Raw genomic sequence first — 26,902 nt, 5'->3', positions numbered from 1 at the left:
CATTGTTGTTGCAATGCCATAAGCTTCCAGTCCGTTTTTGTATACGCCCACGAATCGAGAAGGAAGCGCCATGAGCAGCACGGCAGCCGAGCAGCAGCAACTCCAGCAACAGGGTCTGTATGACCCGGCCCATGAGCACGACGCCTGTGGCGTGGGGTTCGTGGCGCACATCAAGGGCGAAAAGAGCCATGCCATCGTCAAGCAGGGCCTGAAGATTCTGGAGAACCTCGATCACCGGGGGGCGGTGGGGGCTGACAAGCTCATGGGCGATGGCGCAGGCCTGCTGATTCAACTTCCCGACGCGCTGTACCGTGCCGAGATGGCCGCCCAGGGTGTGGCGCTGCCGCCTGCCGGTGAGTACGGCGTGGGCATGATCTTCATGCCGAAGGAACACGCCAGCCGGCTGGCTTGCGAGCAGGAGATGGAGCGCGCCGTGGCGGCCGAAGGCCAGGTGTTGTTGGGTTGGCGCGACGTGCCGGTGAACAAGGACATGCCTATGTCGCCCACGGTGCGTGAGAAGGAGCCGCTGATCCGCCAGGTCTTTATCGGCCGTGGCAATGACGTGATCGTGCAGGACGCGCTGGAGCGCAAGCTGTACGTGATTCGCAAGACGGCGAGTGCCGCGATCCAGCGTCTGAAGCTGACCCACAGCAAGGAGTACTACGTGGTCAGCATGAGCAGCCGCACGGTGGTCTACAAGGGGCTGCTGCTGGCTGACCAGGTGGGCACCTACTTCCGTGACCTGGAGGATGAGCGCTGTGTCTCTGCCCTGGGGTTGGTGCACCAGCGCTTTTCCACCAACACCTTCCCGGAATGGCCTCTGGCTCACCCCTACCGTTATGTGGCCCACAACGGCGAGATCAACACGGTCAAGGGCAACTACAACTGGATGAAGGCGCGAGAAGGCGTCATGTCTTCTCCTGTGCTGGGCGAGGACCTGAAGAAGCTCTATCCCATCAGTTTCGCCGGACAGTCCGATACCGCCACCTTCGACAACTGCCTCGAACTGCTTACCATGGCGGGCTACCCGCTCGCGCAGGCCGTGATGATGATGATTCCCGAGCCTTGGGAGCAGCACACCACGATGGATGAGCGCCGCAAGGCCTTCTACGAATACCACGCGGCCATGATGGAGCCCTGGGATGGCCCGGCCTCCATCGTGTTCACCGATGGCCGCCAGATCGGAGCCACGCTGGACCGCAATGGCCTGCGGCCCTCGCGCTACTGCATCACCGACGACGATTTCGTGATCATGGCCTCGGAGTCGGGTGTGCTGCCCGTGCCGGAGAACAAGATCGTGCGCAAGTGGCGCCTGCAGCCCGGCAAGATGTTCCTGATTGACCTGGAGCAGGGGCGCATGATCGATGACGAGGAGCTCAAGGCCAACCTCGCCAACAGCAAGCCTTACAAGCAATGGATCGACAACCTGCGCATCCGTCTGGACGACGTGGAGCAGCCGGTGGCTGGCGAGTCGGCGCAGGAGCAACGCATCAGCGCCACGGAGCCGCAGGCATTGGGCCTGGAGGCTGTCAGTCCGGAACTGCTGGACCGCCAGCAGGCTTTTGGCTTCACCCAGGAAGACATCAAATTCCTGATGAGCCCGATGGCGGCCAATGGAGAAGAGGGCATCGGTTCCATGGGCAATGACAGCCCGCTGGCCGTGCTCTCCGACAAGAACAAGCCGCTCTACAACTACTTCAAGCAGTTGTTCGCGCAGGTGACCAACCCACCGATCGACCCGATCCGCGAGGCGATCGTGATGTCTCTGGTGTCTTTCATCGGACCCAAGCCCAACCTGCTGGACATCAATCAGGTGAACCCGCCAATGCGACTGGAGGTGAGCCAGCCGGTGCTGGACTTCACCGACATGGCCAAGCTGCGCGACATCGAGACCGTCACGCAAGGCAAGTTCCGCAGCCACACGCTGGACATCACCTATCCCGCGAGCTGGGGCCGTGCCGGCGTGGAAGCCCAGTTGGCGTCGCTGTGCGCATCGGCGGTGGATGCGATCAAGGGTGGTCGGAACATCCTGATCGTCAGTGACCGCGCGATCAGCGCGACCCGTATCGCCATCCCGGCATTGCTGGCCCTGTCTGCTATCCATCAGCATCTGGTGCGCGAGGGGCTTCGCACCTCTGCCGGCCTGGTGGTGGAAACCGGGACCGCCCGTGAGGTGCATCACTTCGCCGTGCTCGCGGGCTACGGCGCGGAGGCGGTTCACCCCTACCTGGCGATGGAGACGCTGACCGCCATCCACAAGGACCTGCCGGGTGACCTGAGCGCCGACAAGGCGATCTACCAGTACGTCAAGGCGATTGGCAAAGGCCTGTCAAAGATCATGTCCAAGATGGGCGTGTCGACCTACATGTCGTACTGCGGAGCGCAGCTGTTCGAGGCCATTGGCCTCAACAGTGAGACGGTCGACAAGTACTTCACCGGCACCGCCAGCCGCGTGGGTGGCATTGGTGTGTTCGAGATCGCCGAGGAAGCGATTCGCATGCACAAGGCGGCGTTTGGTGACGACCCGGTGCTGGCGACCATGCTGGATGCCGGCGGCGAGTACGCCTGGCGCACCCGTGGCGAAGAGCACATGTGGACGCCCGACGCCATTGCCAAGCTGCAGCACAGCGCGCGCGCCAACAGCTGGAACACCTACAAGGAATACGCGCAGATCATCAACGACCAGAGCCGCCGGCACATGACGCTGCGCGGGCTGTTCGAGTTCAAGTTCGACCCGGCGGGTGCGATCCCGATCGACGAGGTGGAGCCCGCTGCCGAGATCGTCAAGCGCTTTGCCACTGGTGCCATGTCGCTGGGCTCGATTTCCACGGAGGCCCATGCGACTCTGGCCGTGGCCATGAACCGCATCGGGGGCAAGAGCAATACCGGTGAGGGCGGCGAGGACGCGCTGCGCTACCGCAACGAACTCAAGGGCATCCCGATCAAGCAGGGACAGACCATGTCCGACCTGCTGGGCAAGGACATCTTCGAGGTCGACTACGAGCTCAAGGACGGTGACTCGATGCGTTCGCGCATCAAGCAGGTGGCTTCTGGCCGCTTTGGTGTCACCGCCGAGTACCTGCAGAGCGCCGATCAGATCCAGATCAAGATGGCGCAGGGGGCCAAGCCCGGTGAAGGTGGCCAGTTGCCCGGTGGCAAGGTGAGCGACTACATCGGCAAGCTGCGCCACAGCGTGCCTGGCGTCGGCCTGATCTCGCCGCCGCCGCACCACGACATTTACTCCATCGAGGACCTGGCCCAGCTCATCCACGACCTGAAGAACGTGGCTCCGCATTCCAGCATCAGCGTCAAGCTGGTGTCGGAGATCGGGGTGGGCACTATCGCCGCCGGCGTGGCCAAGTGCAAGGCCGACCATGTCGTGATCGCCGGCCATGACGGAGGAACGGGCGCTTCGCCCTGGTCGTCGATCAAGCACGCGGGCAGTCCCTGGGAAATCGGCCTGGCCGAGACGCAGCAGACGCTGGTGCTCAACCGCCTGCGCAGTCGCATCCGCGTGCAGGCCGACGGTCAGATGAAGACTGGCCGCGACGTGGTCATCGGTGCGCTGCTGGGGGCCGACGAGTTCGGCTTCGCCACCGCACCACTGGTGGTTGAAGGCTGCATCATGATGCGCAAGTGCCATCTCAACACCTGCCCGGTGGGCGTGGCCACGCAGGACCCGGTGCTGCGCAAGAAGTTCGCGGGCAAGCCCGAGCATGTCGTCAACTACTTCTTCTTCGTCGCCGAAGAGGCGCGCCAGATCATGGCGCAGTTGGGCATCCGCAAGTTCGACGACCTGATCGGTCGCGCCGACCTGCTCGACATGAAGCAGGGTGTGGCGCACTGGAAGGCCAAGGGGCTGGACTTTGGCCGCCTGCTGGCCCTGCCGGCTGTGCCACCGGACGTGCCGCGCCTGCATACCGAGCTGCAGGACCACGGCCTGCACAAGGCGCTGGACAACGTGCTGATCGAGAAGTCGCGCGCCGCGCTGGACAAGGGCGAGCGCGTGCAATTCATCGAGGTTGCGCGCAATGTCAACCGCTCGGTTGGCGCCATGCTCTCGGGTGCATTGACCAAGCTGCATCCCGAGGGGCTGCCGGACGACACCATTCGCATCCAGCTCGAGGGTACGGGTGGCCAGTCGTTTGGTGCGTTCCTGGCCCGGGGCATCACGCTCTACCTGATTGGCGATGCCAACGACTACACCGGCAAGGGCCTCTCCGGCGGCCGTGTGGTGGTGCGGCCCAGCATCGATTTCCGGGGTGAAGCCACGCGCAACATCATCGTGGGCAATACCGTGATGTACGGCGCCACCACCGGCGAAGCCTTCTTCAGCGGCGTGGCTGGTGAGCGTTTCGCGGTGCGCCTCTCGGGCGCCACCGCAGTCGTGGAAGGTACGGGCGACCACGGTTGCGAGTACATGACGGGCGGTACCGTGGTGGTGCTGGGCAAGACTGGCCGGAACTTCGCGGCCGGCATGAGCGGTGGCGTGGCCTACGTCTACGACGAGGACGGTGAGTTCGCCAAGCGCTGCAACACGGCGATGGTCAGCCTGGACAAGGTGTTGCCTGCCGCGGAGCAGGAAGCCACCATGGACCGCGCTGTCTGGCACCGCGACCAGACCGACGAGGCGCAGCTCAGGAAGCTGCTGGAAGAGCACAACCGCTGGACGGGAAGCAAGCGCGCGCGCGAGCTGCTGGACAACTGGGCGCAGGCGCGTGGGAAGTTCGTCAAAGTCTTCCCCACGGAGTACCGTCGCGCGTTGGGCGAGATCAACGCCCGCAAGACCGCCGCTGCGGCCACCACCAAGGCCCAGGGCGCGGCCAAGAAGTCCCTGGCGCCGGCCAAGTAAGCCAGTTGCACTGAACACGAACCGAGGAAACGCATCATGGGAAAAGTCACTGGCTTCATGGAGTACGAGCGTCTGGAGGAGGGCTACAAGCCCGTGCCGGAACGCCTGAAGCACTACAAGGAATTCGTCGTCGGCCTGGATGAAGGCCAGTCCCGCCAACAGGCCGCGCGCTGCATGGACTGCGGCACGCCGTTCTGCAACAACGGCTGCCCGGTCAACAACATCATTCCGGACTTCAACGATCTGGTCTACCAGGGCGACTGGCAGAACGCCATCACGGTGCTGCACAGCACCAACAACTTTCCGGAGTTCACCGGCCGAATCTGTCCTGCGCCCTGCGAGGCGGCCTGCACGTTGAACGTGAACGACGATGCGGTGGGCATCAAGTCCATCGAGCATGCCATCATCGATCGGGCCTGGGCCGAAGGCTGGGTGAAGCCTCAGCCGCCGCGCCACAAAACCGGCAAAAAGGTGGCGGTGGTGGGCTCCGGCCCGGCGGGCATGGCGGCTGCTCAACAGCTTGCGCGTGCTGGACACGATGTGACCTTGTTCGAGAAGAACGACCGCGTGGGCGGCCTGCTGCGCTACGGCATCCCGGACTTCAAGATGGAGAAGAGCCACATCGATCGCCGCGCAGCGCAGATGGAAGCCGAAGGAGTGGTGATCCGCACCGGCGTGCTGGTGGGGACGATGCCCAAGGGCAGCAAGGTGACCAACTGGGCCAAGGAGACGGTGACGCCTGAAGACCTGCAGAAGGACTTCGACGCCGTGCTGCTGACCGGCGGGGCGGAGCAGAGCCGCGATCTGCCCGTGCCCGGGCGGGATCTCGATGGCATTCATTTTGCGATGGAGTTCCTGCCTCAGCAGAACAAGATCAACGCGGGCGACAAGCTCAAGGGCCAGATCCGTGCCGATGGCAAACACGTCATCGTGATCGGTGGCGGCGACACCGGCAGCGATTGCGTGGGCACCAGCAACCGCCATGGCGCGGTCAGCGTGACCCAGTTCGAGGTCATGCCCCAGCCCCCCGAGCAGGAGAACAAGCCCCTGGTGTGGCCGTACTGGCCGCTCAAGCTGCGCACCAGTTCCAGCCACGAAGAAGGCTGCGTGCGCGAGTTCGCCATTTCGACCAAGGAATTCACCGGTGAAAAAGGCAAGGTGACGGGTCTGAAGACCGTGCACGTCGAGTTCAAGGACGGCAAGCTGGTCGAGATTCCGGGCACGGAGAAGACCTACCAGGCCGACCTGGTGCTGCTGGCCATGGGTTTCGTGAACCCGGTTGCCACGGTGCTGGAAGGCTTTGGCGTGGAGAAGGACGCGCGTGGCAACGCCAAGGCCAGCACAGACTTCACCGGCGGTTACGCCACCAACGTGCCCAAAGTGTTCGCGGCGGGCGACATGCGCCGTGGGCAGAGCCTGGTGGTGTGGGCGATTCGAGAAGGCCGGCAGGCCGCCCGTGCGGTCGATGAGTTCCTCATGGGCTATTCCGACCTACCGAGGTAGAGGCGGGCGCCTCGGGCGCGCCGCCCAGCCGAATCCTTTATCATGCAGAAGCCGGGCTTGAAGTTGCCCGGCTTTTGTTTGATGCCCACCGACACCACGACCCCTCTGGTCGAGCTGCGCCACCTGACCTTCGGGTACGGCGAGCGCGTCATCCTCGACAACATCTCGCTGACCGTGCCGCGCGGCAAGGTCACGGCGCTCATGGGCGCTTCCGGCGGCGGCAAGACCACGGTGCTGCGGCTCATCGGCGGGCAGATCCGCGGACAGAGCGGGCAGACGCTCTTTGATGGGAAGGACGTCACCGTGATGGGGCCGGACGCGCTGTACAGTGCGCGCCGCCGCATGGGCATGCTGTTCCAGTTCGGTGCGCTGTTCACCGACATGAGCGTCTTTGACAACGTGGCCTTTCCCTTGCGCGAGCATACGAAGCTGCCCGCGGCGCTGGTGCGCGACATCGTGCTCATGAAGCTCAACGCCGTGGGCCTGCGTGGTGCCCGCAACCTCATGCCCAGCGAGCTCTCCGGCGGCATGGCGCGGCGCGTGGCCCTGGCTCGGGCGATCGCGCTGGATCCCGAACTCGTGATGTACGACGAGCCTTTCGCGGGTCTGGACCCCATATCTCTCGGCACGGCTGCACGCCTCATCCGCCAGCTCAACGATGCCATGGGGCTGACCAGCATCGTCGTCTCGCACGACCTGGACGAAACCTTTCACATCGCCGACCAGGTGATCGTGCTGGCCAATGGCCGGATCGCGGCCCAGGGCACACCCGAAGAGGTCCGGCACAGCGAGGATCCGCTTGTCCGCCAGTTCGTCAATGCCTTGCCTGACGGGCCGGTGCGTTTTCACCACCCAGGGCCCGGACTGGAAGAAGACTTCGGTGCTTCACCATTGGAGAGGCGGCGTCCATGAAGGCTTTGCATCCAGCCCGTGTGGGCTATGCCGTGCGCTGCCAGTTGGCGCGCATCGGCCATGCCACCCGACTCCTGTTCAAACTGCTGTGGCTGTTGGGGGCTGCGCTGCGCCGGCCCGCACTGGTTCGGGATCAGGTGCACTTCCTGGGCAACCACTCGCTGGCCATCATCGGCGTCTCAGGTCTGTTCGTGGGCTTCGTGCTGGGCTTGCAGGGTTACTACACCCTGCAGGACTTTGGTGCCACGGACGCGCTTGGCCAACTCGTGGCGCTTTCGCTGGTGCGCGAACTGGGTCCGGTCGTCACGGCCCTTCTGTTCGCCGGTCGGGCCGGTACCTCGTTGACCGCAGAAATCGGCCTCATGAAAGCTGGCGAGCAACTCAGCGCCATGGAGATGATGGCCGTCGACCCGGTGCGTCGTGTGCTCGCGCCGCGGTTCTGGGCCGGGGTGATCGCCATGCCTCTGCTGGCTGCCGTGTTCAGTGCAGTGGGTGTGCTGGGCGGCTGGATGGTCGGCGTGGGGCTCATCGGTCTGGATGGCGGGGCCTTCTGGAGCCAGATGCAGGGCGGCGTGGATGTCTGGGCGGATGTGGGCAACGGCATCATCAAAAGCGTGGTGTTCGGCTTTGCCGTCACCTTTGTCGCGCTGCACCAGGGTTATGAGGCTCAGCCCACGCCCGAAGGCGTCTCGCGCGCTACCACGCGTACCGTGGTGGTGGCCTCGCTGAGCGTGCTGGCGCTGGATTTCGTCCTGACCGCGATGATGTTCAGCATCTGAGGCACTCACCTATATCTGCGGAGATACGCAATGCAAACTTCCAAGAACGATGTCTGGGTTGGCCTGTTTGTCCTGATCGGTGCGGCCGCCATCCTGTTCCTGGCGCTTCAGTCCGCCAATCTGCTCAACCTGAGTTTCGAGCAGACCTACCGCGTGGTGGGGCGCTTCGACAACGCCGGCGGCCTCAAGCCCAAGGCGGCGGTGCGCAGCGCCGGTGTGGTGGTCGGGCGTGTGGAGTCCATTACGTTTGATGACAAAACCTTTCAGGCCAACGTGACATTGGCCTTGCAATCCCGCTACGCTTTCCCCAAGGACAGTTCGCTCAAAATCCTGACCAGCGGCCTGTTGGGCGAGCAGTACATCGGCATCGAGCCGGGTGGAGATGAGCGCAATATCGCGAATGGCGACGTGATTACCCAGACCCAATCTGCGGTGGTGCTGGAAAACCTGATCAGCCAGTTTCTGTTCAATCGGGCGGCCGACGGCAGCAGCAAGGAGCCCGCCAAGGAGTAAGTAGACCCGACACCGGCGCGGGCACTTTGCAGACCCGTGCGCGTGTCCGTGTCTTCGGGCCGACAATGCAGGCGAAAAGAGCAATGGGTATGTCACCCAAAGGGAAAACCATGCCAACCACCCATGCGGGCCGATCGATCAGGGCCCTCCAAATTACCAGCCTGGCGTTGTCGCTGTCGCTGCTGGCGGGCTGCGCGACGGGGCCGGAGGCCAATCCACGCGATCCTTTCGAACCTTGGAACCGTGGCGTGTCCAAGTTCAATGACGCTGTCGATGAGGCGGTGCTCAAGCCGGTGGCCACCGCCTACCAGCAGGTGACGCCCCAACTGGTGCGCACCGGTGTGGGCAATTTCTTCGGCAATCTGGGCGACCTGTGGTCGTCCGTCAATGCCGCCTTGCAACTCCGTCCGCGAGAAGCCACCGAGAACCTCACGCGTTTCGGCCTGAATACCTTCTTTGGCCTGGGGGGGGTGCTGGACATCGCTAGCGAGGCGGGCATTCCCCGTACCCGCATCGATTTCGGGCAGACAATGGGGCGCTGGGGTGTGCCGGCCGGGCCTTACCTGGTGCTGCCCATTCTGGGGCCGTCTTCGGCGCGGGACTCGGTGGGGCTGGTGGTTGATACCGCGGGCGATCTCATGAACGAAGTTCGACCCGTATCGGCCCGAAACTCCCTGTACGCCTTGCGCGTCGTCCACGCGCGTGCCGGACTGCTGCGGGCCACCAGCGTGCTGGAAGAAGCCGCGCTGGACAAGTACAGCTTCACCCGTGACCTCTACCTCAACCGCCGCCAGAGCCAGATCGACGACATGATTGACAAGGGCATCTGGTTGGGCGATGGCGAGCAGGGTGAAAGCAAAGATACGAATAAAAACGATTGAGCAGGAACCCCTTCACTTGGCGGCTGGTCATCTGGTTTACGCTGAACCGTCCGCAGCAAGGCCCCCGGGCCGAAAGGAAAAACACATGATGAAACGCCGCTCCTGGCTTGCCGCCCTGATGATGTCCACTGCCGCCGCCACCTTCTCGGTGCCCGTGCTGGCGAACGACGAGGCGCCCGATGCCATGGTCAAGCGCGTCTCCACCGAGGTCCTGTCGGCCATCAAGGCCGATCCTGCGATCCAGGCGGGAGACGTCAACCGCATCATGGCGCTCGTAGACGCCAAGATCATGCCCAACGTGAACTTCTCGCGCATGACGTCCTCCGCGGTGGGGCGCTACTGGCGCCAGGCCACACCTGAACAGCAGAAGCGGCTGCAGGACGAGTTCAAGACCTTGCTGGTTCGTACCTACTCTGGCGCCCTGGGCGAGGTCAAGGACCAGACCTTGAGCTTCCGTCCCATGCGTTCCAAGCCCGAGGACACCGAGGTCGTGGTGCGTTCCGAGGTGCGGGGCATGGGCGATCCGATCCAGCTTGACTACCGACTGGAAAAGACGTCTTCCGGATGGAAGATCTACGACCTCAACGTGCTTGGCGTCTGGCTGGTGGAAACCTACCGCACGCAGTTTGCGCAGGAAATCAGCGCGAAGGGCGTCGATGGCTTGATCGCCTCGCTGGCGCAGCGCAACAAGAGCAATGCTGGCAGCACGGCCAAGGCCAGCTGACCTGGTATCCGCTGCCATGCCGTCGACAGCCGTGCCTTCCACTGTGCTGCCCGAGCGCCTGACGCTGAACGAGGCAGGCACGACCTTGCTGCAGTTGCAGGCCAGTCTTCAGGCCCAACCGGCGGGGCAGGTGCTCGTGGATGCATCCCCTTTGCGTGACTTCGACTCCTCCGCGTTGGCCGTGTTGCTGGAACTGCGCCGCCACGTGCAGGCCGGGGGTCGTCACCTGGAGGTGACAGGCTTGCCGCCTCGGCTGGAGAGTCTGGCCACGCTCTACGGCGTGCGCGAGTTGCTGGCCAGCGTCTGAACCGGCGGCATCCGCTGGCCGGCGGGGAGAAGGCCCCCCCGCTTAAAATACCCCGTTGTCCAGTGGCAGCGCAGATGTCCTGCGCCGCGGCTCGGACCATGGGGTATCCCCGCGCATGTCCGCCGTTTCCTTCCAAGACGTTTCCAAAACCTATTCCACTCCGCGCGGCGACTTCCACGCGCTGCAGTCGGTGTCGTTCGACATCGAGCCCGGCGAGTTTTTTGGCCTGCTGGGCCCCAATGGCGCGGGCAAGACGACGCTGATCAGCATTCTGGCGGGGCTGGCGCGTGCCAGCTCGGGGCGGGTTCTGGTGCATGGCAAGGATGTGCAGGTCGACTACCAGGAGGCCCGCAGGCAACTGGGCGTGGTGCCGCAGGAGCTTGTGTTCGACCCCTTCTTCAGCGTGCGCGAGACGCTTCGCATCCAGTCCGGCTACTTTGGCATCCGGCGCAACGAGGCCTGGATCGACGAACTGCTGGAGGGCCTTGGCCTGAGCGACAAGGCGGGGGCCAACATGCGTCAACTCTCGGGGGGCATGAAGCGGCGGGTGCTGATTGCTCAGGCCCTGGTGCACAAGCCACCGGTTATCGTGCTGGATGAGCCCACCGCAGGCGTGGACGTGGAACTGCGCCAGACCTTGTGGCAGTTTGTCTCGGGACTCAACAGACGCATGGGCAGTACCGTGCTGCTGACCACCCACTACCTGGAAGAGGCCGAGGCCTTGTGCGGGCGTATCGCCATGCTCAAGCAGGGGCGTGTGGTGGCGCTGGAATCCACCTCGGCTCTGCTGGCGCGTGCGGCGTCCAACGTGCTGCGTTTCAAGACCGATGCGGCCTTGCCCTCGGATCTGGCCACCCAGGCACGCATCACCGGCCGTGTGGTGCAACTGCCGGCCAACGATGCCCTGGCCGTGGAGCGCATTCTCTCGCGCTTGCGCGAGGCGGGCGTGGCGCCTGAGGACATCGAGATCCGCAAGGCCGACCTGGAAGACGTGTTCCTGGACCTGACCGGTTCCGGCGCGCGCGCGGCCGTGCTGGAAAGCGGGGTGCCTGCATGAGCGGCTGGCAGACCCTGTTCTACAAGGAAGTGCTGCGTTTCTGGAAGGTCGGCTTCCAGACGGTTGCGGCGCCGGTGATCACCGCCATCCTGTACCTCATGATTTTTGGCCATGTGCTGGAGAACCGGGTGCAGGTGTATGGCTCGTTGAGCTACACCGCCTTCCTGTTGCCTGGGCTGGTGATGATGAGCGTCCTGCAGAACGCTTTCGCCAACAGCTCCTCGTCGCTGATCCAGAGCAAGATCATGGGCAACCTCGTGTTCCTGCTGCTCACGCCGCTCTCCCACCGGGCCTGGTTCGTGGCCTATGTGGGTTCGTCCATCGTGCGCGGATTGGCGGTGGGGTTGGGCGTGATGCTGGTCACCTGGTGGTTCGCTCAGCCGTCGCTGGTGGCGCCGCTGTGGATCCTGGTGTTCGGGTTTCTCGGTGCGGCGCTGTTGGGGTCGCTGGGTCTGATCGCGGGACTCTGGGCGGAAAAATTCGACCAGATGGCGGCGTTCCAGAACTTCATCATCGTGCCCATGACCTTTCTCTCGGGGGTGTTCTACTCCATCCATTCCCTGCCGGCTTTCTGGCAGCGTGTGAGCCACCTCAATCCGTTCTTCTACATGATCGACGGCTTCCGCTATGGCTTCTTCGGCGTGAGCGATGTGTCGCCCTGGATCAGCCTGGGGCTGGTGGGCGGTGCGCTGCTGGTGGTGAGCGCGGTTGCCTTGCACCTGCTCAAGACCGGGTACAAGATCCGGCATTGAGGCGCCTGACCCAGCCTGGTCTCCATCGCCATCCTTGCGCGTATCCGCCTTTTCCGCGAACTGCCCACGATAGAAAATGACTTCTGAAGAACTGCAACAGATCATCGCCGCCGGCCTGCCGTGTGAGCACATCGAAGTGACCGGCGACGGCCGCCACTGGGCGGCCGTGATCGTGTCGCCCGCCTTCGAGGGACTGCGGGCCATCCGCCGGCACCAGGCGGTGTACGCCACGCTGGGCGAACGCATCCATAACGACCAGGTGCATGCCCTGTCAATGAAGACCTATACGCCCGCCGAGTGGGCGGCCCAACCCTGAGGAACCCTCTTTTCCATGGACAAACTGCGCATCACCGGTGGCCGGCCCCTCCGAGGAGAGGTTCAGATATCCGGCGCCAAGAACGCGGCGCTGCCCGAGCTTTGCGCCGCGCTGCTCACCGAGGACCCGGTGAACCTGGTCAACGTGCCGCGCCTGCGCGACGTGGCCACCATGCGCCAGTTGCTGGACAACATGGGTGTCAGAACCGAGACGCTTGGCGAGCGGGGCGGCATCTTGCTGCAGGCGGCCGGACCCATCAAGGCCGAGGCACCGTACGACCTGGTCAAGACCATGCGGGCGTCGGTGCTCGTGCTCGGGCCGCTGCTTGCGCGCTTCGGCCATGCGCGTGTGTCCTTGCCAGGTGGCTGTGCCATCGGCCAACGTCCGGTGGACCAGCACATCAAGGGCATGCAGGCCATGGGCGCCGAGATCGTCGTCGAACATGGCTACATGGTCGCCAGGCTGCCCGCGGGCCGCTCGCGCCTGCATGGCGCGCGCATCGCCACCGACATGGTGACCGTCACCGGCACCGAGAATTTCCTCATGGCGGCGGCCCTGGCCGAGGGCGAGACGCTGCTGGAAAACGCCGCGCAGGAACCGGAGATCGGTGATCTGGCCGAAATGCTGATCGCGATGGGTGCACGCATCGAGGGGCACGGTACGAGCCGCATCCATGTGCAGGGCGTCGAGCGTTTGCATGGTTGCACCCATCAGGTGGTGGCGGACCGCATCGAAACCGGCACCTTCCTGTGTGCCGTGGCCGCCACCGGTGGGGACGTGGTGCTGCGGCACGGCCGTGCCGACCACCTGGATGCGGTCATCGACAAGCTGCACGAAGCCGGCGTCGAGATCGAGGCCGGCCGTGACGGCGGCGGCGATTTCATCCGTGCAAGAGCCTCCGGCCGCCTGAAAGCCCAGAGCTTTCGCACCACCGAGTACCCGGGCTTCCCGACCGACATGCAGGCGCAGTTCATGGCGCTCAATTGCATTTCGGAGGGGGCGAGCAAGGTGACCGAGACCATCTTCGAGAACCGGTTCATGCACGTCAACGAACTCGTGCGTCTGGGCGCGCGCATCCAGACCGATGGCAAGGTCGCGGTCATCGAAGGCGTGTCGCGCCTCTCAGGCGCCACGGTCATGGCCACCGACCTGCGCGCCTCTGCCAGCCTGGTCATCGCCGGCCTGGTGGCTGAGGGCGAGACCATCGTCGACCGCATCTACCACCTTGACCGTGGCTACGACCAGATGGAAGAGAAGCTGCGCAAGATTGGCGCCGACATCCAGCGAATCAAATGAACGACATCCTGACCCTCGCGCTCTCCAAGGGGCGCATCTTCGACGAGACCCTGCCCCTGCTGCGAGCGGCGGGCATCGAGGTGCTGGAAGATCCCGAGAAATCACGCAAACTCATCCTGGAGACCAGCCATCCCGGCGTGCGCGTGGTTCTGGTGCGTGCCAGCGACGTGCCGACCTACGTGGAGTACGGCGGTGCTGACCTGGGCGTGACGGGCAAGGACACCCTGATCGAACATGGTGGACACGGGCTGTACCAGCCGCTGGACCTGAACATCTCGCGCTGCCGAGTCAGTGTGGCGGTGAGGGCGGACTTTGATTACGCCTGGGCTGTGCGCCAGGGCTCGCGGCTCAAGGTGGCGACCAAGTACACCTCCATTGCGCGCGAATTCTTCGCCAGCAAGGGCGTTCACGTGGACCTGATCAAGCTCTACGGCAGCATGGAACTCGCGCCGCTGACCGGCCTGGCCGATGCCATCGTGGACCTGGTGTCCACCGGCAACACCCTCAAGGCGAACCACCTGGTCGAGGTCGAGCGCATCATGGACATCAGCGCCCGCCTGGTGGTCAACCAGGCCTCACTCAAGCTCAAGCAGGCGGTCATTCGCCCCTTGATCGAGGCCTTTGCGGGGGCCATCCAACCGGGGGTGACGCCATGAGCCTCAAGGCCCAGCCTCTGCGGCTGTCGACCTCGCAAACCGATTTCGACACCCTTTTCCAGCAGCGCTTGCACTGGTCGACCGAGACCGACGGAGCCATCGAGCAACGCGTGGCCGACATCCTGGCCGACGTGCGCCTGCGCGGCGATGCGGCTGTGCTGGACTACACGGCGCGTTTCGACGGGCTGGTGGTGGGCAGCGCGGCCGGGCTCGAATTGACCCAGGCCGACTTCAAGGCCGCATTCGATGGCCTGCCTGACGCACAGCGCAAGGCCCTGCAAGCCGCGACCCAGCGCGTGCGCAGCTACCACGAGGCGCAGAAGAAGGCCTGCGGTGAGAGCTGGAGCTACCGCGACGAGGACGGCACCCTGCTGGGCCAGAAGGTCACGCCACTGGATCGCGTGGGCATCTACGTGCCCGGCGGCAAGGCCGCCTACCCGTCCAGCCTGATCATGAATGCCGTGCCGGCGCATGTCGCTGGTGTGCAGGACATCGTCATGGTGGTGCCCACGCCGGTGCGTGGCAGTGTGGCCACCGGTGGGACGGGTGTCAGCACTGCCGCGCGAGGTGAGCGCAATGACTTGGTGCTGGCGGCTGCCCATGTGGCGGGAGTCACCAGGGCCTTCACCATCGGCGGCGCGCAAGCCGTGGCCGCATTGGCGTACGGAACGGCCACCGTACCTCGCGTGGACAAGATCACCGGCCCCGGCAATGCCTATGTGGCCAGCGCGAAGAAGCACGTCTTTGGCACGGTAGGCATCGACATGATCGCCGGCCCGAGTGAGATCCTGGTGCTGGCCGATGGCAGCGCTCCGGCCGCGTGGGTGGCCATGGACCTCTTCAGCCAGGCGGAGCACGACGAATTGGCGCAGAGCATTCTGCTGTGCCCGGATGCGAGCTATATCGATGCGGTGCAGCGCGAAATGGATCGCCTGCTGCCCAGCATGCCGCGCGCCGCCATCATCGCCAAGAGCCTCAACGACCGCGGTGCGCTCATTCATACCCGCAGCATGGAAGAAGCGTGCGAGATCAGCAACCGGATCGCGCCGGAACACCTGGAAGTGTCCAGCCAGGATCCGCACCGCTGGGAACCGCTGTTGCGCCACGCCGGCGCAATTTTCCTCGGCGCCTTCACCAGCGAGAGCCTGGGCGATTACTGCGCCGGCCCCAACCACGTACTGCCCACCAGTGGCACGGCGCGCTTTTCCTCGCCGCTGGGGGTTTACGACTTCCAGAAGCGCAGCAGCCTGATCGAGGTCAGTCAGGCCGGAGCCCAGGGGCTGGGCCTGATTGCGGCCGAAATGGCGTACGGTGAAGGTTTGCAGGCCCACGCCCGTGCAGCCGAATTGCGCCTCGATGTGGTGCCGCCGATGCGAGGGTCTACATGAGCCGTCGCCCGACCGAGATGATCCGCCAGGACGTGCAGTCCATGCACGCCTACGCCATCCAGGACTCGACCGGCATGGTCAAGCTGGATGCGATGGAAAACCCGTTTGAGCTGCCGCCGGGGCTGCAGGCTGAACTGGGCGCCCGCCTGGGCCGCGTGGCGATCCACCGCTACCCCGGCGCCCGCATCGAGGACCTGCGGCAGGCGCTGGCGCGCTACGTGGATCTGCCTGCCGGCCAGGCGCTGATGTTGGGCAATGGCTCGGACGAACTCATCTCGCTGCTGGCGATGGGCTGCGACCTGCCGGGTGCCACCATCCTCGCGCCCGTGCCGGGTTTCGTCATGTACGCGATGAGTGCGCAGTTGCAGGGCCTCCAATTCGTGGGCGTGCCGCTCACGCCGCGTTTCGAACTCGACGAGGCGGCCATGCTCGCCGCGTTGCGCGAGCACCGGCCCGCCATCACCTACATCGCCTACCCCAACAACCCTACGGCCAATCTCTGGGACGCGGGTGTCATCCGGCGGTTGATCGCGGAGGCCGCCGGTTTTGGGGGCCTGGTGGTGATGGACGAGGCCTACCAACCGTTTTCAAGCCGCAGTTGGCTCGACGAGATCCGCGCCCAGCCGGCCGCCAATGCCCATGTGCTGCTGATGCGCACGCTCTCCAAGTTCGGTCTGGCGGGAGTGCGTATCGGCTACTTGATGGGTCCCCAGGCGCTGGTGAACGAGATCGACAAGCTGCGCCCGCCCTACAACGTGAGCGTGCTGAACGCCGAGTGCGCCCTGTTCGCCCTGGAGCATGCCAACGTGTTCGCTCAGCAGGCGGCCGTCATCCGTGAGCAGCGCGCGCGGTTGGCCGACGCACTGGCCAGGCTGCCGGGCGTGGAGCCCTTTCCCAGCGAGGCCAACATGCTGCTGGTGCGCGTCCCGGATGCCCAGCGCTGCTTTGACAGTCTCAAGGCTCAGGGCATTCTGGTGAAGAATGTTTCTAAAATGCACCCACTGCTGGCCCAATGCCTGCGGCTGACGGTAGGCACACCGTCTGAAAACGACCTGATGATCCGCGCCCTCCAGAACGCCCTATGACCCAGACGTCTCCTGCCTCCGCTGCGACCGCGCGCGTGGCCCATGTGCAGCGCAATACCTCGGAAACGCAGATTGCCGTGCGCGTCAACCTCGATGGTTCCGGGCAGGCCAGCCTGTCGACAGGCATCGGCTTCTTCGATCACATGCTCGACCAGATCGCCCGTCACGGGTTGATCGATCTCGACATTCAGGCCAAGGGGGATCTGCACATCGACGGCCACCATACCGTCGAGGATGTGGGCATCACGCTTGGCCAGGCATTTGCGCAGGCGGTGGGCGACAAGAAGGGCATCCGACGCTACGGCCATGCGTACGTGCCTCTGGACGAAGCGCTGTCCCGTGTGGTGGTCGATTTTTCCGGCCGCCCGGGTCTGCACATGCGGGTGCCGTTCAAGAGCGGCATGGTGGGCGGCTTCGATACCCAGCTTGCGTTCGAGTTCTTCCAGGGTTTCGTCAACCACGCTGGCGTCACCCTGCACATCGACAACCTGCATGGTGAGAATGCCCACCATCAGGCCGAAACCGTATTCAAGGCCTTCGCGCGTGCGCTGCGCATGGCCCTGGAGCGCGATCCCCGCATGGGTGATGTGATCCCCTCGACCAAAGGCTCGCTCTGAGTTCTCTCGTCCGATGAAACGCAAGACAGTCGCCGTGGTGGACTACGGCAGTGGAAACCTGCGCTCGGTGTCGCAGGCAGTGCTGCATGTGGCGCGCGCCGAGAACGTGGATGTCCTTGTCACGTCGGATGCGCGGGTGGTGTTCGACGCCGATCGAGTGGTGTTGCCGGGCCAGGGCCACATGGGCGACTGCATGCGCGAACTCGCCGCTTCCGGGCTGCAGGACGCGGTGCTGCACGCTGCCGCGAACAAGCCGCTGTTCGGCGTCTGCGTCGGCATGCAGATGTTGCTGGAGCGCAGTGAAGAGGGGCCTACCCAGGGCTTGGGCCTGGTACCGGGGGAGGTTGTGCGGTTCCGGCTCGAAGGTCGGCACCAGCCGGACGGCAGCCGGTTCAAAGTGCCGCAGATGGGCTGGAACCAGGTGTTCCACGAGCTGGGGCGCCCGGTGCACCCTCTGTGGGCCGGCATTGGGGAAGGCGCCTATTTTTATTTCGTGCACAGCTTCTATGCTCGGCCGGTGCGTGCGGATCACGTCTCGGGCGAGGCCGACTATGGCGGCCGCTTTGCCGCAGCCATCGCCCGCGATAACATTTTCGCTACCCAGTTTCACCCGGAGAAGAGCGCCGACCAGGGCCTGGCGCTGTACCGCAACTTCCTGTCCTGGAACCCCTGAGTTCTCTTCTGCCTCCACCGACGACATCATGCTGCTGATTCCTGCCATTGATCTGAAAGACGGCCAGTGCGTGCGCCTCAAGCAGGGCGACATGGACCAATCCACGGTTTTCGGGGAAGACCCTGCGGCCATGGCCCGCAGTTGGGTCGACAAGGGTGCCCGCCGCGTGCATCTGGTCGATCTGAATGGTGCGTTCGCCGGCAAGCCCAAGAATGAACAGGCCATCCGCGCCATCCTCAAGGAGATCGGAGCCGAGGTGGATGTGCAACTCGGCGGCGGCATCCGTGACCTCGATACCATCGAACGCTACCTGGATGCAGGCTTGCGCTACGTGATCATCGGCACCGCCGCAGTAAAGAACCCGGGCTTCCTGCAGGACGCCTGCACGGCCTTCGGTGGTCACATCATCGTTGGTCTGGACGCCAAGGACGGCAAGGTCGCCACCGACGGTTGGAGCAAACTCACCGGCCACGAGGTGGTGGACCTGGGCAAGAAGTTCGAGGACTACGGCGTCGAATCCATCATCTACACCGACATCGGGCGTGACGGCATGCTCTCTGGCATCAACATCGACGCGACCGTCAAGCTTGCGCAGGCCCTGTCCATCCCCGTGATCGCGTCGGGCGGACTGTCCAATCTCGAGGACATCCGCGCGCTGTGCGCCGTGGAGGACGAAGGCGTGGAGGGCGTGATCTGCGGTCGCTCCATCTACAGCGGGGACCTGAACTTCGAACAGGCCCAGCAACTCGCGGACGAGCTCAACGGCGGCACGGCCTTCACCGACGAAGCCTGATCCGCTCCATGCTGGCCAAACGCATCATCCCCTGCCTGGACGTGACGGGCGGCCGCGTCGTCAAAGGCGTGAACTTTGTCGAATTGCGCGATGCCGGCGATCCGGTGGAAATTGCCGCGCGCTACAACGAGCAAGGCGCCGACGAACTGACCTTCCTGGACATCACGGCCACCTCCGATGGGCGCGACCTGATCTTGCACATCATCGAGGCTGTGGCTTCTCAGGTCTTCATCCCGCTGACCGTAGGTGGTGGGGTGCGAACGGTGGAGGACGTGCGCCGCCTGCTCAATGCCGGCGCGGACAAGACCAGCTTCAACTCGGCCGCCATCGCCAACCCGCAGGTCATCCGGGATGCCTCCGACAAGTACGGTGCGCAGTGCATCGTTGTGGCTATCGACGCCAAGCGACGGCAGGGCGAAGACCTGCAGGCCAGGGGTGAGGGCTGGGACGTCTACAGCCACGGTGGTCGCAAGAACACCGGTCTGGATGCCGTTGCCTGGGCGCGCCGCATGGCCGAATACGGGGCCGGGGAGATTCTGCTCACCAGCATGGATCGCGATGGCACCAAGTCCGGTTTCGACCTGGCGCTGACCCGTGCCGTGGCCGATGCGGTGGAGGTGCCGGTCATTGCGTCGGGCGGTGTGGGCAACCTGGATCACCTGGCCGATGGTGTGCAGCAGGGAGGGGCCGATGCCGTGCTCGCGGCCAGCATCTTCCACTACGGTGAATACACCGTAGGTCAGGCCAAGGCTCGCATGGCCGAGCGCGGCATTCCCGTTCGTCGCTGAGGCCGCGCTCAGAGGCGTGGCTCGCCGCGCGGCAATCCCTGGCGTTCGAGGCGGTCTTCCAGTTCCCCCAGGGCTGCGCTCAGACCGTTGCCAGTCTGTTCAATGACCTCTGTCAGGCGGCTTTGCGACTGCTCCACCTTGCGCTGCAATTGCTCGGCCAGTTCGCGTTCGCGCTGGGCTGCCGCCTGGAGCTCGGTCTGCAGGTACTGCCGCAATTCGGTGAAGCGCGAAGCCTCCGCCTTGTCGGCCAGTTCCCGCTGGTCGGCGGCTTCGCGCGTGACGCGACGCACCTCCATCAGGTGCATCGTCTGGTAGTACACCAGCGCCGAGAGGAAAACGACCAGCGCCAGCGCCAGGGCACCCAGCAGCATCAGGCCCATGGGAGCCTGCACCTGCGTCACGCCGAAGTTGAGCGCGGTGGGTTGCAGGATCTGCTCGAAGTTCAGGGCCACGAAGCCAGCGACCAGAAGGATGAAGAGAATCAGGAGGACGGTGCGGACTTTCATGGAGGTCTCCTTGTGGGTATGGCGCCGAGGGGCGGGCTTGGCGTTTCATCGTACCGGCTTTCGCGAGCGACCGCGGGCGCTCAGCCGCATGCCCATGGTAGATTCCCGGCATGAACTGGCTCGATGAAGTGAAGTGGGATGGGCAGGGCCTGGTGCCGGTGATTGCCCAGGAAGCCGCAACGGGCGACGTGCTGATGTTCGCCTGGATGAACCGTGATGCTCTGCAAAAGACCGCCGAGCAGGGGCGTGCCATCTACTACAGCCGCTCGCGGAACCGGCTATGGTTCAAGGGTGAGGAGTCGGGCCATGTGCAAATCGTTCACGAAATCCGGCTCGATTGCGACAACGATGTGGTGCTGCTCAAGGTGACGCAACTTGGGCATGAGCCTGGCATCGCCTGCCACACGGGACGCCACAGTTGCTTCTACCAGCGCCTGGAGCAGGGGGGCTGGACGGCTGTCGATCCGGTTCTCAAAGACCCCGAATCCATCTACAAGTGACCTGCCACATGTCCACTACCGATGACCTGGCCCGACTGGCCGCCGTGATCGAGAGCCGCAAGCCGGCCAATGGCGGCGACCCGGACAAAAGTTACGTTGCTCGGTTGCTGCACAAGGGCCCCGAGGCCTTTCTCAAGAAGATCGGTGAAGAGGCCACGGAGGCGGTCATGGCAGCCAAGGACGCTGACCACGGCGGGGATCGGCAGAAGCTGGTCAATGAGACGGCCGACCTCTGGTTCCATTGCATGATTGCCCTCGCACACTACAACCTGGGTCCGGCCGACGTGGTGGCCGAGCTCGTGCGACGCGAAGGCCTGAGCGGCCTGGAAGAAAAGGCCATGCGCAAGGTACGGGCGCGCGAGGCGTCCGAAGGGTCCCCAGAGCGCTGAAAGGAGCATGCTGTGAGCGACATCATCGACGTCGAATCCATGGACAGCGAAAAAGCCCAGGCCTTGAAGACCGTGGGCTGGGTCAGCTATATCCTCCATTTGATCGTGGCCGTTGGCGCGGTGCTGCCTGGAGCGCAAGCCAGCACTGCCCTGCTGATCGTGGCCCTGATCATCGACCTCGTGAAGAAGGGCGAAGCCGAGGGATCCTGGCAGGCCAGCCATTTCTCCTGGCGCATCCGCACGGTGGTCTGGGCGGCGCTGCTGTACCTGGTCACCTCGCCGTTGTGGCTGCTGTTTTTCTTCCCGGGCTGGATCGCCTGGGGTCTTATTTCTCTCTGGTTCCTCTACCGCATCGTCAAGGGCATGGTGCGCATGAACGCCAGCCAAGCCATGCCCGACTGACCCGCACCATGAGCCGACACGACCCCGACTGCATCTTCTGCAAGATCATTGCTGGCCAGATTCCTTCCCGCAAGGTGTATGAGGACGACGACCTCTATGTCTTCCACGACATTCACCCCTGGGCACCTGTGCATTTCCTCATGGTTCCCCGGGAACATATCCCGTCCATGGCCCAGGTCGGGCCGGAGCATGAGCGGCTGATGGGGCGGCTGATGACGCTGGCGCCTCGCCTGGCGGTCCAGGAAGGCTGCAACCCGTATCCCGAAGGGGGATTCCGCATGGTGTGCAACACGGGGCTTGAAGGTGGCCAGGAAGTGCACCATCTGCACTGGCATGTGATGGGCGGCCCGCGCCCCTGGGCCCGAGGTTGATCCGCCGGTCAGATGAGTCCCGTTGCGCGGGTGGAGGGCCTGAACTCCTGCCCGGGCTTAGAATCCTTTTCATTGCGCCCCGCTTTCCTCTCATTTTTCTCTGGAGATCTTCATGGGTACGTTTTCCATCTGGCACTGGCTGATCGTGCTGCTGATCGTCGTGATGGTGTTTGGCACCAAGAAGCTCAAGAACATCGGCTCCGATCTGGGTGGTGCCGTCAAAGGTTTCAAGGACGGTATGAAGGAGGGTGGTCAGAACGCCGAGAGCAATGGCACGGCCACGCCCGCTGGCCAGGTCACGCAGGACACCCGCAGCGACAAGAACACGATCGACGTCGAAGCCAAGCAAAAGAGCTGATGGCTCCGGCAGGCGGGCGCAGGGCCGCGGTCCGCTGACCTTGTCCACTGAATGGCCTCCCCATGATTGACCTGGGTATTTCCAAACTCGCGCTGATCGGCGCCGTGGCGCTGGTCGTCATCGGTCCCGAGAAGCTGCCGCGCGTTGCGCGCACCGTGGGCACGTTGTTGGGCAAAGCCCAGCGCTACGTAGCGGACGTCAAGGCGGAAGTGAACCGCTCCATGGAGCTCGAAGAGCTCAAAAAGATGAAGGACTCGGTGACCGAGGCGGCGCGCGACGTGGAGACCTCCATCCAGGATGGCGCCAACGACTTTGAGAAGTCTTGGTCTGAGGCCACAGCCGGGCTTGAGGGTTCTTCATCTGCTACCGATCACGGGGTGGGGTCCTTTGACCCTCTCCCACCCGTTTACAAACACCCCAAGAAGAACTGGCGCGTCAAGCAAAAGGCGATGCCGCAGTGGTTCAAGGCGCGCGCCGGTATCCGCACCCGGACACAGTCCGGTGCTGCCCGAGTGGCCCGCTTCCGTCCACGCTCATCTTCTGCTCCTCGCTGATGTCCGATCCCAAAGACCCCGCCGACGAACTGGCCGGCACAGAGCAGCCGTTTGTGCAGCACCTCATGGAGCTGCGCGACCGGTTGATCTACGGCATGGTGGGCCTCGTGGCCTGCATGGCTGTGCTGGCGGTCTGGCCCGGCCCCAGCGGGCTGATCGACATGATTGCGGTGCCCATACGGGCCCACATGCCACCGGACGCCAAACTGATCGCTGTCGGCGTTTTCTCACCCTTCTTTGTTCCCATCAAGGTGTTGGCCATGGCGGCGTTGCTGCTGTCGTTGCCCTGGTGGATGTACCAGATCTGGGCTTTCGTGGCTCCGGGCCTCTACAGCCATGAGAAACGCTTTGCCATTCCGCTCATCATCCTGGGCAGCATGCTGGCCTATCTGGGGATTGCCTTCGTCCAGTTCTTCGTGCTGGACAAGATGTTCGGCTTCATCCAGAAATTCACGCCTGCCAGTGTGGCGGCCACGCCCGACATCGCGTCCTACGTAGAGGCTATCCTGTCGCTGTACCTTGCTTTCGGTCTGGCGTTCCAGGTGCCCATCGTTGTGGTGCTGCTGGTCAAGATGAACATGGTGTCGGTGCAGAAGCTCAAGGAGTTCCGCGGCTACTTCATTGTGGTCGCGTTCATCGTCGCTGCCGTGGTCACGCCGCCCGACGTGATTTCCCAACTCGCCCTCGCCGTGCCCATGTGCCTGCTCTATGAACTGGGTATCTGGGGGGCGCAGTGGTTCGTCAAGTCCACCGCCAAGCCCCAAGGGGATGCCGAAAAGGAAGAAGCCGCCTCCTGAAGGGAGGGGGCGCGGCTGACACTCTGGCGGTCAGCGCGCTGCGGCCTGGCGAGGCAGATTGCGGCGCCCGGGCGTGACCTGCAACTGGGTCTTGCCCTCCTTGCGCACCACGTCCAGCGTGGCAGGGGTGCCCGGTTGCAGTGCGGCAACGGCCGAGAGCAACTGCGCCACATTCGTCACATTGCGCCCGTTCACGGCGGTGATCACGTCCCCGGGGCGGATGCCGGCCTGGGCCGCAGGACCGTTCTGCAGCACGCCGGTGATGATCACGCCGGCTCCCGGCCTGAGGCCGAAACTCTCGGCCAGTTCAGGCCCCAGATCCTGAGGCTCCACGCCAATCCAGCCGCGCGTGACCTGGCCTTCCTTGACGATGGCATCCATGACACTGCGCGCGGTTGATGTGGGAATGGCAAAGCCTATGCCCATGGAGCCTCCCGAGCGGGAGTAGATCGCGGTATTGATGCCCATCAGGTGCCCGTTGACGTCCACCAGCGCCCCGCCGGAATTGCCCGGGTTGATGGCCGCGTCGGTCTGAATGAAGTTCTCAAAGGTGTTGATACCCAGCTGGGTGCGTCCCAATGCGCTCACGATGCCGCTGGTGACCGTTTGGCCGACGCCGAAAGGGTTGCCGATGGCCAGCACCTGGTCGCCGATCTCGAGCGCATCGGAGTTGCCCAGGGTAATCACCGGCAACTCGGTCAAGTCGATCTTGAGGATGGCCAGATCCGTCTCGGGGTCGGTGCCGATCACCTGGGCGACGCTCTTGCGCCCGTCATTGAGCACGACCTCGATCTCGTCCGCTTCTTCGATGACGTGGTTGTTGGTCAGCACGTAGCCGGCGGGGCTCACGATCACGCCCGAGCCCAAGCCACTTTGCTGCTGCGAGGGCACCTGGTCACCAAAGAAGAAGCGGAACCACGGGTCGCTGCTCTGCGGATTGGCGGCCGGCGCCTTGCTGGTGTTGATGCTCACCACAGCACCCGAGGCCACCTTGGCGGCGGTGCGGAAGCTGCCCATGGCGGGGGTATCGCCAGGCGAGGCGGACGAGGGCGCTTGCAGCACCGGGACCACGGAAGGTGTGAGGCTCTTGCGGTCCAGCCACTGTGGCTGCAGCGTGGCGACCACGAACAGGGCGGCCACCACCACGGTGACGGTTTGGGCGAACAGGAGCCAGAGACGTTTCATGTTGGAAGGTAGACAGGGGGTTGGGGTATTGTCCTGCAATTGGGCTGGAGTCCGCGGGCTTCATGCATCCGTGCGCCAACTGGTCGGGTGTCAGAATGGCGTCCTCGCGTTCTCGATGACCACCTCACGCTCAGGCCCATGTCCCACGTCTCTCGTGCCACCCTCGTCACCGCCTTCGACGACCTGTTGCAGCCGGCGCAGTTCAAGGATTACGGGCCCAACGGCCTGCAGGTGGAGGGGCGCAACGAAGTGGGCAGGTTGGTGAGTGGCGTTACCGCGAGCCTGGCACTGATCGACGCAGCGATCGCCGAGGAAGCCGACGCCATCCTGGTGCACCACGGCCTGTTCTGGCGAGGGCAGGACGGACGGGTGACTGGCTGGATGAGGCAGCGCCTGGCACGCCTTCTCGCACATGACATCAACCTGCTGGCCTACCACCTGCCGCTGGATGCCCACGCCGATCTGGGCAACAACGCACAACTCGCCTTGCGACTGGGGGTGGTGCCGCATGCCGGCGCGCGCGGCAGGTTTGGCGATCAGTCCCTCGGTTTCCTGGGCCGAACGGCGCCCACCACCGCTGCGGCGCTGGCGGATCATGTGGCGCGGCAACTGGGGCGACCGGTGACGCTGGTCGCAGACCCGCAGCGCGAGATCGGCGAGGTGGCCTTGTGCACCGGAGGCGCCCAGGGGTACTTCGAGTCGGCCATCGCGGCAGGGGCGGATGTGTTCATCACCGGTGAGATATCCGAACCCCAGGCGCACTACGCCAGGGAATGCGGCGTGGCCTATATCGCTTGCGGGCACCACGCGTCGGAGCGCTACGGCGCGCCAGCCGTCGCCGCCCATGTGGCCAGCCAACTGGGCCTGAGTCACGTGTTCATCGATATCGACAACCCCGCCTGAGGCTGCCCATGTCGCACCCCGTGGCACCTCCCCTTGTCCTGAGCATGGGTGATCCCGCAGGGATTGGCCCGGAAATCATCGCAAAAGCCCTGCGGGAAAGGCCCTCATTGCGGGCCCAGGTGGTGGTGGCTGGAGACTTGGACACCCTGCATCGGGCGGTGTGCCGCACCGCTGCGACGCCAGGCGCTCCTGACTTCCCGTTGGCGGGTGTCGAGCGGCTGGCCGATCTGTCTGGGGTGCCGGCCGGCTGCATGGCTGTGGTGCAGGCTTGCCGCCTGCCGGAGCCTGTGGCTTGGGGCCGTGTGAGCGCGAAGGCTGGGCGGGCTGCGGCGGACTGCATTGCCTACGCCGCCCGGGCCGCGCTGCACGGTGAGGCGCGAGCGGTGGTGACGGCGCCCATCCACAAGGAGGCCCTGGCCGCCGCAGGCGTGCCCTATCCAGGGCATACCGAACTGCTGCAAGCCCTGGCCGCAGAACACAGAGGCGTGCCCGTGGCCGCCATGCCGGTGCGCATGATGCTCAGCGCGCCGGGACTGAGTACCGTTCTGGTCAGCATCCACGTGGCTTTGCGCCGGGCGTTGGACGCGGTGACTCAGGACAACGTGCTGGGCACGCTTCGGATCACCCACGCCCACTTCCAGCGCCGGGGCATGCCCCGCGCACGCATTGCAGTCGCTGGCCTGAACCCGCACGCGGGGGAAGGCGGGCTGTTTGGCCTTGAGGAGATCGAGGTCATCGCGCCTGCCATCGAGCGGGCGCGCCAGGAAGGCATTGAAGCCAGTGGTCCGTACCCGCCAGATACGGTGTTCATGCGGGCCCGGCAGGGCAGCTTCGATGTGGTGGTCGCGATGTACCACGACCAAGGCCTCATCCCCGTCAAGCTGCTGGGGCTTGAGCACGGCGTCAATACCACGCTGGGCCTGCCTTTCATCCGCACCAGCCCGGATCACGGCACGGCTTTCGACCTGGCTGGAACCGGCCAGGCCAGCGCAGCCAGCCTGCTGGCCGCGATCGACGCGGCCCAGGGCTGATCAGGGCACAGGGC

At 64.5% G+C, this 26,902-nt stretch carries 30 protein-coding genes; 28 read left to right on the top strand and 2 right to left on the bottom strand.

Features of this window, described 5'->3' with window-relative positions; all coding sequences use genetic code 11:
- Nucleotides 1-70: 70 nt before the first annotated feature.
- The 19 genes from KIT53_RS15045 (at nucleotide 71) to hisF (ending at nucleotide 19,892) form a co-directional block, all read left to right on the top strand.
- A complete protein-coding gene (locus tag KIT53_RS15045) occupies nucleotides 71-4,852 on the top strand; it encodes a glutamate synthase-related protein (RefSeq protein ID WP_297753976.1) in 4,782 nt (1,593 codons plus the stop codon).
- Between the two features lie 36 nt (nucleotides 4,853-4,888).
- Nucleotides 4,889-6,355, top strand: coding sequence for a glutamate synthase subunit beta (locus tag KIT53_RS15040; protein WP_297753975.1), 1,467 nt, complete (start codon nucleotides 4,889-4,891; stop codon nucleotides 6,353-6,355).
- 81 nt (nucleotides 6,356-6,436) lie between these two features.
- The gene (locus KIT53_RS15035; RefSeq protein ID WP_297753972.1) at nucleotides 6,437-7,267 is read left to right on the top strand and encodes an ABC transporter ATP-binding protein; all 831 of its coding nucleotides are present in this window, start codon (nucleotides 6,437-6,439) and stop codon (nucleotides 7,265-7,267) included.
- Nucleotides 7,264-8,046 carry a lipid asymmetry maintenance ABC transporter permease subunit MlaE gene (gene mlaE / locus KIT53_RS15030; RefSeq protein WP_297753969.1) on the top strand — a complete coding sequence of 261 codons (783 nt, stop codon included), beginning with the start codon at nucleotides 7,264-7,266 and terminating at the stop codon, nucleotides 8,044-8,046. The genes KIT53_RS15035 and mlaE overlap by 4 nt, the downstream gene beginning before the upstream one ends.
- Before the next feature lie 30 nt (nucleotides 8,047-8,076).
- Entirely contained in the window at nucleotides 8,077-8,559 is a 483-nt protein-coding gene (mlaD, locus tag KIT53_RS15025) for an outer membrane lipid asymmetry maintenance protein MlaD (RefSeq protein ID WP_297753966.1), read from the top strand.
- Between the two features lie 110 nt (nucleotides 8,560-8,669).
- Nucleotides 8,670-9,440: a VacJ family lipoprotein gene (locus KIT53_RS15020; RefSeq protein ID WP_297753963.1), complete on the top strand. Its 771-nt coding sequence runs from the start codon at nucleotides 8,670-8,672 to the stop codon at nucleotides 9,438-9,440.
- Nucleotides 9,441-9,528: 88 nt separating this feature from the next.
- Nucleotides 9,529-10,164, top strand: a complete 636-nt coding sequence (locus tag KIT53_RS15015) for a phospholipid-binding protein MlaC (RefSeq protein WP_297754052.1) — start codon at nucleotides 9,529-9,531, stop codon at nucleotides 10,162-10,164.
- Nucleotides 10,165-10,180: 16 nt separating this feature from the next.
- Entirely contained in the window at nucleotides 10,181-10,471 is a 291-nt protein-coding gene (locus KIT53_RS15010) for an STAS domain-containing protein (protein ID WP_297753961.1), read from the top strand.
- A gap of 115 nt (nucleotides 10,472-10,586) precedes the next feature.
- Nucleotides 10,587-11,528, top strand: a complete 942-nt coding sequence (locus KIT53_RS15005) for an ABC transporter ATP-binding protein (RefSeq protein WP_297753958.1) — start codon at nucleotides 10,587-10,589, stop codon at nucleotides 11,526-11,528.
- On the top strand, nucleotides 11,525-12,280 hold the full coding sequence (locus KIT53_RS15000) for an ABC transporter permease (RefSeq protein ID WP_297753956.1): 756 nt from the start codon (nucleotides 11,525-11,527) through the stop codon (nucleotides 12,278-12,280). Before KIT53_RS15005 ends, KIT53_RS15000 begins: the two co-directional genes overlap by 4 nt.
- Before the next feature lie 76 nt (nucleotides 12,281-12,356).
- Nucleotides 12,357-12,596, top strand: a complete 240-nt coding sequence (locus tag KIT53_RS14995; RefSeq protein WP_297753953.1) for a BolA family protein — start codon at nucleotides 12,357-12,359, stop codon at nucleotides 12,594-12,596.
- Between the two features lie 15 nt (nucleotides 12,597-12,611).
- Complete coding sequence (gene murA, locus KIT53_RS14990) at nucleotides 12,612-13,892, top strand: UDP-N-acetylglucosamine 1-carboxyvinyltransferase (protein WP_297753951.1); 1,281 nt, start codon at nucleotides 12,612-12,614, stop codon at nucleotides 13,890-13,892.
- Between the two features lie 5 nt (nucleotides 13,893-13,897).
- Entirely contained in the window at nucleotides 13,898-14,548 is a 651-nt protein-coding gene (gene hisG / locus KIT53_RS14985) for an ATP phosphoribosyltransferase (protein ID WP_297754049.1), read from the top strand.
- Nucleotides 14,545-15,936 (top strand): histidinol dehydrogenase, encoded by a 1,392-nt coding sequence (gene hisD, locus KIT53_RS14980; protein WP_297753948.1) that lies wholly within the window; start codon nucleotides 14,545-14,547, stop codon nucleotides 15,934-15,936. Before hisG ends, hisD begins: the two co-directional genes overlap by 4 nt.
- A complete protein-coding gene (hisC, locus tag KIT53_RS14975) occupies nucleotides 15,933-17,021 on the top strand; it encodes a histidinol-phosphate transaminase (protein ID WP_297753945.1) in 1,089 nt (362 codons plus the stop codon). The genes hisD and hisC overlap by 4 nt, the downstream gene beginning before the upstream one ends.
- On the top strand, nucleotides 17,018-17,638 hold the full coding sequence (hisB, locus tag KIT53_RS14970) for an imidazoleglycerol-phosphate dehydratase HisB (protein WP_297753943.1): 621 nt from the start codon (nucleotides 17,018-17,020) through the stop codon (nucleotides 17,636-17,638). The genes hisC and hisB overlap by 4 nt, the downstream gene beginning before the upstream one ends.
- A gap of 13 nt (nucleotides 17,639-17,651) precedes the next feature.
- Nucleotides 17,652-18,311, top strand: coding sequence for an imidazole glycerol phosphate synthase subunit HisH (hisH, locus tag KIT53_RS14965; RefSeq protein ID WP_297753941.1), 660 nt, complete (start codon nucleotides 17,652-17,654; stop codon nucleotides 18,309-18,311).
- 28 nt (nucleotides 18,312-18,339) lie between these two features.
- Entirely contained in the window at nucleotides 18,340-19,104 is a 765-nt protein-coding gene (gene hisA / locus KIT53_RS14960; protein ID WP_297753938.1) for a 1-(5-phosphoribosyl)-5-[(5-phosphoribosylamino)methylideneamino]imidazole-4-carboxamide isomerase, read from the top strand.
- Between the two features lie 8 nt (nucleotides 19,105-19,112).
- Nucleotides 19,113-19,892: an imidazole glycerol phosphate synthase subunit HisF gene (hisF, locus tag KIT53_RS14955; RefSeq protein ID WP_297753935.1), complete on the top strand. Its 780-nt coding sequence runs from the start codon at nucleotides 19,113-19,115 to the stop codon at nucleotides 19,890-19,892.
- A gap of 8 nt (nucleotides 19,893-19,900) precedes the next feature.
- Here the strand turns inward: hisF and KIT53_RS14950 are convergent, their stop codons facing one another.
- Nucleotides 19,901-20,398: a hypothetical protein gene (locus KIT53_RS14950; protein ID WP_297753932.1), complete on the bottom strand. Its 498-nt coding sequence runs from the start codon at nucleotides 20,396-20,398 to the stop codon at nucleotides 19,901-19,903.
- Between the two features lie 101 nt (nucleotides 20,399-20,499).
- On the opposite strand from KIT53_RS14950, the gene hisI reads away from it, so the two are divergent.
- The 7 genes from hisI (at nucleotide 20,500) to tatC (ending at nucleotide 23,769) form a co-directional block, all read left to right on the top strand.
- On the top strand, nucleotides 20,500-20,898 hold the full coding sequence (gene hisI, locus KIT53_RS14945) for a phosphoribosyl-AMP cyclohydrolase (protein ID WP_297754046.1): 399 nt from the start codon (nucleotides 20,500-20,502) through the stop codon (nucleotides 20,896-20,898).
- Nucleotides 20,895-21,287 (top strand): phosphoribosyl-ATP diphosphatase, encoded by a 393-nt coding sequence (locus tag KIT53_RS14940; protein ID WP_297753929.1) that lies wholly within the window; start codon nucleotides 20,895-20,897, stop codon nucleotides 21,285-21,287. Before hisI ends, KIT53_RS14940 begins: the two co-directional genes overlap by 4 nt.
- Before the next feature lie 39 nt (nucleotides 21,288-21,326).
- Complete coding sequence (locus tag KIT53_RS14935; protein ID WP_297754043.1) at nucleotides 21,327-21,689, top strand: hypothetical protein; 363 nt, start codon at nucleotides 21,327-21,329, stop codon at nucleotides 21,687-21,689.
- 8 nt (nucleotides 21,690-21,697) lie between these two features.
- The gene (locus tag KIT53_RS14930) at nucleotides 21,698-22,060 is read left to right on the top strand and encodes a histidine triad nucleotide-binding protein (protein ID WP_297753926.1); all 363 of its coding nucleotides are present in this window, start codon (nucleotides 21,698-21,700) and stop codon (nucleotides 22,058-22,060) included.
- 112 nt (nucleotides 22,061-22,172) lie between these two features.
- On the top strand, nucleotides 22,173-22,418 hold the full coding sequence (tatA, locus tag KIT53_RS14925) for a Sec-independent protein translocase subunit TatA (RefSeq protein ID WP_297753924.1): 246 nt from the start codon (nucleotides 22,173-22,175) through the stop codon (nucleotides 22,416-22,418).
- Nucleotides 22,419-22,480: 62 nt separating this feature from the next.
- Nucleotides 22,481-22,972 carry a Sec-independent protein translocase protein TatB gene (tatB, locus tag KIT53_RS14920; RefSeq protein ID WP_297753921.1) on the top strand — a complete coding sequence of 164 codons (492 nt, stop codon included), beginning with the start codon at nucleotides 22,481-22,483 and terminating at the stop codon, nucleotides 22,970-22,972.
- Nucleotides 22,972-23,769: a twin-arginine translocase subunit TatC gene (tatC, locus tag KIT53_RS14915; RefSeq protein WP_297753918.1), complete on the top strand. Its 798-nt coding sequence runs from the start codon at nucleotides 22,972-22,974 to the stop codon at nucleotides 23,767-23,769. The genes tatB and tatC overlap by 1 nt, the downstream gene beginning before the upstream one ends.
- A 30-nt stretch (nucleotides 23,770-23,799) precedes the next feature.
- On the opposite strand, the gene KIT53_RS14910 is transcribed toward tatC, so the two are convergent.
- A complete protein-coding gene (locus KIT53_RS14910) occupies nucleotides 23,800-24,954 on the bottom strand; it encodes a Do family serine endopeptidase (RefSeq protein ID WP_297753915.1) in 1,155 nt (384 codons plus the stop codon).
- Between the two features lie 138 nt (nucleotides 24,955-25,092).
- Between KIT53_RS14910 and KIT53_RS14905 the strand changes: the two genes are divergently transcribed.
- Nucleotides 25,093-25,857 (top strand): Nif3-like dinuclear metal center hexameric protein, encoded by a 765-nt coding sequence (locus KIT53_RS14905; RefSeq protein ID WP_297753913.1) that lies wholly within the window; start codon nucleotides 25,093-25,095, stop codon nucleotides 25,855-25,857.
- Between the two features lie 8 nt (nucleotides 25,858-25,865).
- The gene (pdxA, locus tag KIT53_RS14900; protein WP_297753911.1) at nucleotides 25,866-26,888 is read left to right on the top strand and encodes a 4-hydroxythreonine-4-phosphate dehydrogenase PdxA; all 1,023 of its coding nucleotides are present in this window, start codon (nucleotides 25,866-25,868) and stop codon (nucleotides 26,886-26,888) included.
- Nucleotides 26,889-26,902 lie beyond the last annotated feature (14 nt).

This window comes from Hydrogenophaga sp. (genome assembly GCF_026125785.1).
Taxonomy (GTDB): Bacteria; Pseudomonadota; Gammaproteobacteria; order Burkholderiales; family Burkholderiaceae_C; genus Hydrogenophaga.
This window is presented reverse-complemented; position numbering and strand designations above follow the sequence as displayed.

What these genes read in the sequence shown, in the direction of transcription:
- KIT53_RS15045 (WP_297753976.1), top strand. Translation starts at nt 71, where the DNA reads ATGAGCAGCACGGCAGCCGAGCAGCAGCAACTCCAGCAACAGGGTCTG.
- KIT53_RS15040 (WP_297753975.1), top strand. Translation starts at nt 4,889, where the DNA reads ATGGGAAAAGTCACTGGCTTCATGGAGTACGAGCGTCTGGAGGAGGGC.
- KIT53_RS15035 (WP_297753972.1), top strand. Translation starts at nt 6,437, where the DNA reads ATGCCCACCGACACCACGACCCCTCTGGTCGAGCTGCGCCACCTGACC.
- mlaE (WP_297753969.1), top strand. Translation starts at nt 7,264, where the DNA reads ATGAAGGCTTTGCATCCAGCCCGTGTGGGCTATGCCGTGCGCTGCCAG.
- mlaD (WP_297753966.1), top strand. Translation starts at nt 8,077, where the DNA reads ATGCAAACTTCCAAGAACGATGTCTGGGTTGGCCTGTTTGTCCTGATC.
- KIT53_RS15020 (WP_297753963.1), top strand. Translation starts at nt 8,670, where the DNA reads ATGCCAACCACCCATGCGGGCCGATCGATCAGGGCCCTCCAAATTACC.
- KIT53_RS15015 (WP_297754052.1), top strand. Translation starts at nt 9,529, where the DNA reads ATGAAACGCCGCTCCTGGCTTGCCGCCCTGATGATGTCCACTGCCGCC.
- KIT53_RS15010 (WP_297753961.1), top strand. Translation starts at nt 10,181, where the DNA reads ATGCCGTCGACAGCCGTGCCTTCCACTGTGCTGCCCGAGCGCCTGACG.
- KIT53_RS15005 (WP_297753958.1), top strand. Translation starts at nt 10,587, where the DNA reads ATGTCCGCCGTTTCCTTCCAAGACGTTTCCAAAACCTATTCCACTCCG.
- KIT53_RS15000 (WP_297753956.1), top strand. Translation starts at nt 11,525, where the DNA reads ATGAGCGGCTGGCAGACCCTGTTCTACAAGGAAGTGCTGCGTTTCTGG.
- KIT53_RS14995 (WP_297753953.1), top strand. Translation starts at nt 12,357, where the DNA reads ATGACTTCTGAAGAACTGCAACAGATCATCGCCGCCGGCCTGCCGTGT.
- murA (WP_297753951.1), top strand. Translation starts at nt 12,612, where the DNA reads ATGGACAAACTGCGCATCACCGGTGGCCGGCCCCTCCGAGGAGAGGTT.
- hisD (WP_297753948.1), top strand. Translation starts at nt 14,545, where the DNA reads ATGAGCCTCAAGGCCCAGCCTCTGCGGCTGTCGACCTCGCAAACCGAT.
- hisC (WP_297753945.1), top strand. Translation starts at nt 15,933, where the DNA reads ATGAGCCGTCGCCCGACCGAGATGATCCGCCAGGACGTGCAGTCCATG.
- hisB (WP_297753943.1), top strand. Translation starts at nt 17,018, where the DNA reads ATGACCCAGACGTCTCCTGCCTCCGCTGCGACCGCGCGCGTGGCCCAT.
- hisH (WP_297753941.1), top strand. Translation starts at nt 17,652, where the DNA reads ATGAAACGCAAGACAGTCGCCGTGGTGGACTACGGCAGTGGAAACCTG.
- hisA (WP_297753938.1), top strand. Translation starts at nt 18,340, where the DNA reads ATGCTGCTGATTCCTGCCATTGATCTGAAAGACGGCCAGTGCGTGCGC.
- hisF (WP_297753935.1), top strand. Translation starts at nt 19,113, where the DNA reads ATGCTGGCCAAACGCATCATCCCCTGCCTGGACGTGACGGGCGGCCGC.
- KIT53_RS14950 (WP_297753932.1), bottom strand. Translation starts at nt 20,398, where the DNA reads ATGAAAGTCCGCACCGTCCTCCTGATTCTCTTCATCCTTCTGGTCGCT.
- KIT53_RS14935 (WP_297754043.1), top strand. Translation starts at nt 21,327, where the DNA reads ATGGACAGCGAAAAAGCCCAGGCCTTGAAGACCGTGGGCTGGGTCAGC.
- KIT53_RS14930 (WP_297753926.1), top strand. Translation starts at nt 21,698, where the DNA reads ATGAGCCGACACGACCCCGACTGCATCTTCTGCAAGATCATTGCTGGC.
- tatA (WP_297753924.1), top strand. Translation starts at nt 22,173, where the DNA reads ATGGGTACGTTTTCCATCTGGCACTGGCTGATCGTGCTGCTGATCGTC.
- tatB (WP_297753921.1), top strand. Translation starts at nt 22,481, where the DNA reads ATGATTGACCTGGGTATTTCCAAACTCGCGCTGATCGGCGCCGTGGCG.
- tatC (WP_297753918.1), top strand. Translation starts at nt 22,972, where the DNA reads ATGTCCGATCCCAAAGACCCCGCCGACGAACTGGCCGGCACAGAGCAG.
- KIT53_RS14910 (WP_297753915.1), bottom strand. Translation starts at nt 24,954, where the DNA reads ATGAAACGTCTCTGGCTCCTGTTCGCCCAAACCGTCACCGTGGTGGTG.
- KIT53_RS14905 (WP_297753913.1), top strand. Translation starts at nt 25,093, where the DNA reads ATGTCCCACGTCTCTCGTGCCACCCTCGTCACCGCCTTCGACGACCTG.
- pdxA (WP_297753911.1), top strand. Translation starts at nt 25,866, where the DNA reads ATGTCGCACCCCGTGGCACCTCCCCTTGTCCTGAGCATGGGTGATCCC.